Raw genomic sequence first — 4,970 nt, forward strand, 5'->3', positions numbered from 1 at the left:
AGTTTGGAAAGAGATTTACTGTTAGTAAACAGAGACTTTGTAGGTCAGTCTGTGGAGGATTTTTTTAATGAATGTATAAAAAAAGAATGGCTAATAACATCAAATGTCATAACAAGTGAGCAGGCAGAAGAGCTTAAAACAGCGGTGGCTTTTTGTAATGCGTATCAAAATTATTTCTTAATAAATGAACTAACTTTACCAATAGAACAAATATGGCAAAATATTGACTATTTCTCCACTCGTCTGCCTAAGTTAGATACTCTACGCTTTACGGATTTGGAGCAGGGTATGTGGGAGTTTTATGTACCAAAAAATGCCCCTGATGAGCATTATCAAGAGGCGAGCAGTGAGAACTCTGTGCGTGCCAGAAATCCAGAGCTAGATATATGTTCGGGTAGTGTGGCGATTGATTTTGGTACAAGTAGCACGGTGGTTGCCATTCGGCAAGACGGTAGAGATGAGCTGTTGCGTATCGGTATGCAAGCGAACGATTTTAATCGTCATGAGATTCATGAGAATGACTTTGAAAACCCAACGGTATTGGAATTTCTTGACATTCAGCAGTTATTATCTGATTGGCATAGTGAGAGTTATCGTCCGCTCGTGGATTGGAATACGGTGCATTGTTCGCATGAGGCTCGCACCCGTTTTCGCAACAATGATACCGCCCCTGATATTGTTGGCAGTGTGTTTGCTCGCCTAAAACAATGGGCGTTGCGTGGTGCTGATGAGGCTAGGGTGAGAGTGATTGACCAAAAACATCAGTATGAATATGAGTTTTCGCCTTTAACGGAGTATAACCCTGTGAAAGGGCGGGCGATACAGCTTGGCGAGTCTTATCCAGCACTTGACCCGATTGAGCTTTATGCATGGTTCTTGGGTATGAACATCAACTGGCGAGAGCGGGGTATTTTTCTAAAATACTACATGACATTCCCTGTGGCGTATCCTAATGAAGTCAAGCAAAAAATATTGGCATCATTTAGACGTGGCTTGCAACGCAGTCTGCCTGATAGTCTACTATACGGTGAGCGTTTTGGCGAGTTCTCGGTGCAGGAGCTAGCATCAGAGCCTGCCGCTTTTGCCGCCGCTGCATTACGCACCTTGAACATAGAGCCGACCGAAGAGGGTGTGGCTTATGCGGTGTTTGATTTTGGTGGTGGTACGACTGATTTTGATTATGGCATTTATCGTGAACCTGATGATGAGGAGTATGATGCAGGTTTTGATGATGTGATTGAGCATTTTGGTTCATCAGGCGACAAGTTCTTGGGCGGTGAGAATTTACTGGAAAATATGGCATATTTGGTATTTAAGGATAATCAAGATGAATGCCGTAAAAAGAACATCGCCTTTACCAAGCCGATAGATGCATTTAATTTTGTGGGTTCGGAGCGTCTGGTTGCTCAGACCCAGTCTGCCTACACCAATACCACGCTGTTGATGTCAAAACTACGTCCTTTATGGGAGCGAGGTCAGATTGATGAGTATGATAGTGGTAAGGTGATTCTTGCATTACTAAACCGTGAAGGCGTGGAGGTGGATTGTGAAATTATCATCAATCAAGAGGAACTAATAAGCTATTTAGAGGAGCGTATCTTGCAGGGCTTGATAGGTTTTGCCACCGCAATGAAGTCATCATTTGACAAACAGCAAGGTAAAATGCCTGAGGTTGTGCATGTTTTATTGGGCGGGAATTCTAGTCGTTCTCGTATCGTACAAGGATTTTTGGATTTATTGGAGAATGAAGGCTCAAAAAGATTGGGAGACTTATTTGACAAGGAATTTAATAAAATATTTGACTATAATGATGATTTGCAAAGATGGGAGATTCACCCAGTCATGGAATCTCATTTTGATAATTTATTTAAGCCGAACACAAAAACAGGCGTGGCATTAGGCTTGTTAAAAATAGCACCTGGTGAGAGCCTAAAAGTCATCAATCATGCCAATCAAGCCAATGGAGATAACTCGTTTCAGTTTTATGTGGGTTCGCACCGCCGTGATAAATTCGTGGCAGGCATCAAGCGTGGCGATAGTTATGGCGAGTGGAAAGAGCTGGGGCGGATACGCCAAGGAATATTCCCACTGCTATACACCACGCACGCACAGGCAGAGATTGATGAGAGTATGATGCGTGGTACGTCAGGTCTGCGTGAGCAAAATTTGGATTTCTCTGGTAGCGACAATCAAGGCAAGACAGTGTTTGCTCGTATTATCAGCCCTAACAGGATAGAGATTGGTTTGGCAAAAGGTATGGAGCAAGAGATACAGACCGTATGCCAAATTGATTTGAAATTGTAAAGCTAAGTAGGTTTGGTGTTATATAAATACCAAACCTGCTATAATACACGCCTTACCTAACGATTTGGAGTAGGGCTTTTTGTGGCAATCTTTGTCATTGTAATATCAACCAGATACTAAGGAATTAATATGTGCGGTATCGTTGGGGCAATTCGTGCCCATGCCAATGTGGTGGATTTTTTAACAGACGGGCTAAAACGCCTAGAATATCGTGGCTATGATTCGTCAGGCATTGCGGTGTATAGCGAGAGCGAACAAAAGATTAAACGAGTTCGTCGTGTGGGGCGTGTCGCTCTCATGGAAGAAGCGGTCAAACAAAAAGGACTGACGGGTCATATCGGCATCGGACACACCCGCTGGGCAACGCATGGCGGTGTGACCGAGCCAAATGCTCATCCACATATCTCGGGCGGGCTCATCTCGGTGGTGCATAACGGCATTATTGAAAACTTTGAAGCCGAACGCATCCGCCTAGAAGCGTTGGGTTATGAATTTGAATCGCAAACCGACACCGAAGTCATCGCTCACAGCGTCCGCCACGAATACGAAAATAACGGCAAAGATTTGTACCGTGCGGTGCAAACAGCGTGTAGTCGTTTTCATGGGGCATTTGCCATTGCCGTGATATGCCATGATGACCCTGCTCATATGGTGGTGGCTCGCATGGGCTGTCCGCTCCTTGTGGCATTTGGCGATGAAGAAGTATTTATCGCATCCGATGTGTCGGCAGTCATTGCCTTTACCCGTAAAGTCACTTATTTAGAAGATGGCGATATTGCGTTGTTATCCGCTAACGGCATTGACATGCTCCTTGATAAAAATGGCGATAAAACCGAGCGTGCGGTAAAAACGTCCGAGCTGTCATTGGCAAGTTTGGAGTTGGGTGGGTATAGCCACTTTATGCAAAAAGAGATTTATGAACAGCCAAAAGCGGTGGCGGATACGGCAGAGATTTTCCTAGATGGTGGTTTTGTGCCAGAGAATTTTGGCGAGCATGCCCCAGAGATTTTCTCAAAAATTAAAGGCATTAAAATCCTAGCGTGTGGCACGTCTTATTATTCGGCACTCACGGGCAAATATTGGCTAGAGTCTATCGCCAAAATCCGTACTGATGTGGAGATAGCCAGTGAATACCGCTACCGTGATGTCATCGCTGACCCTGATGAGCTCATCATTACGATTAGCCAGTCGGGAGAAACACTCGACACGATGGAAGCCCTAAAATACGCCCAAGCTCAAGGGCATGGATATAGTCTATCTATCTGTAATGTGCTAGAATCTGCCTTGCCCCGAGCCAGCACGCTTGCTATTTATACCCGAGCAGGGGCGGAGATTGGTGTAGCAAGCACTAAGGCATTTACCACTCAGCTTGTGATTTTGTTTGGGTTGGCAGTGACACTTGGCAAACTGCGTGGGTATGTGTCTGATGATGAATTGGTAAATTACGCTGACGATTTACGCCAATTACCAGGGAGTATACAGCACGCCTTAAACTTGGAGCCACAGCTTGCCGTATGGGCAAAAGAATTCGCCACCAAGCCGTCTGCATTATATTTGGGGCGTGGCATTCATTATCCGATTGCCTTAGAGGGGGCGTTAAAATTAAAAGAGCTGACCTATATCCATGCCGAGGCCTATCCTGCCGGCGAGTTAAAGCACGGTCCTTTGGCTCTGGTTGATGAGAATATGCCCGTGGTGGTCATCGCCCCCAATGACAAACTGCTTGATAAGGTCAAAGCCAATATGCAAGAAGTTGGAGCTAGGGGTGGCGAGCTGTTTGTCTTATCCGACCTTGACAGCGACTTTACCGAAACAGACGGCGTACACGTCATTCGCACGCCACGCCATATCGGAGTGTTATCGCCTATTGTCCATACCATTGCCGTGCAACTGCTCTCCTATCATGTCGCCTTGGTGCGTGGCACGGACGTGGATAAACCCCGTAACCTTGCCAAATCGGTAACGGTGGAATAACCCTTGATTTTTGTTTGGCTTTTTATTATAATGAGCCGTTTTATGTGTCCGTGTGGCTCGGACGTGGATTGAGCTTTTCAATCTGATGATGATATGATATGCGACCTTTGAGCCATGTAGAAAGGTATGAGCCTATGTCATTTATTGGAGTATTCCATGAGTAACAAACACCCCCTAGTTCAACAAATCGAACAATCACAGCTAAAAGACCACCCTTCATTCGCCCCTGGTGATACTGTTGTGGTTAAAGTTCGTGTTCAAGAAGGCGACAAAGAGCGTCTGCAAGCCTTTGAAGGCGTGGTTATCGCTAAGCGTAACCGTGGTCTAAACTCATCTTTCACCGTGCGTAAGATTTCAAGCGGTGTGGGTGTTGAGCGTGCATTCCAACTACACTCACCAATCATCGGTGGCATCGAAGTTAAGCGTCGTGGTGATGTTCGCCGTGCTAAACTTTACTACCTACGTGAGCGTTCTGGTAAGTCTGCCCGTATCAAAGAAAAATTGGGTGCCAAAAAAGACGCTTAATGTCTTATCTGATTTACCCAATCAAAACCCTGCTGACATGGCAGGGTTTTTTGTGGTTTGGCTTTATATTCCTTTAACTTTAAAATATACCAGTGGGTGTGGTAAGCACGCTCCTACAAAGGTGCTATTTCAAGATATATAGTCACAAAATTTTAAAATTACCACAA

The 4,970-nt window shown here is 45.1% G+C and carries 3 protein-coding genes; all 3 read left to right on the forward strand.

The genetic code is table 11. The annotated features are described in order from the left end of the window. Positions 1-2,304 (forward strand): acetate and sugar kinases/Hsc70/actin family protein (locus tag B5J94_RS13530; RefSeq protein ID WP_211271103.1); only part of this gene is annotated, 2,304 nt, incomplete at its 5' end. 129 nt (positions 2,305-2,433) lie between these two features. After that, the gene (gene glmS, locus B5J94_RS13535; protein WP_062501002.1) at positions 2,434-4,278 is read left to right on the forward strand and encodes a glutamine--fructose-6-phosphate transaminase (isomerizing); all 1,845 of its coding nucleotides are present in this window, start codon (positions 2,434-2,436) and stop codon (positions 4,276-4,278) included. Between the two features lie 156 nt (positions 4,279-4,434). Next, a complete protein-coding gene (gene rplS / locus B5J94_RS13540; protein ID WP_062501004.1) occupies positions 4,435-4,803 on the forward strand; it encodes a 50S ribosomal protein L19 in 369 nt (122 codons plus the stop codon). The last annotated feature ends 167 nt before the right edge of the window (positions 4,804-4,970 follow it).

It is taken from the genome of Moraxella lacunata (assembly GCF_002027545.1).
GTDB classification, from domain to species: domain Bacteria; phylum Pseudomonadota; class Gammaproteobacteria; order Pseudomonadales; family Moraxellaceae; genus Moraxella; species Moraxella lacunata.

Coding starts and splice junctions, on each gene's coding strand:
- glmS (WP_062501002.1), top strand. CDS start 2,434: ATGTGCGGTATCGTTGGGGCAATTCGTGCCCATGCCAATGTGGTGGAT.
- rplS (WP_062501004.1), top strand. CDS start 4,435: ATGAGTAACAAACACCCCCTAGTTCAACAAATCGAACAATCACAGCTA.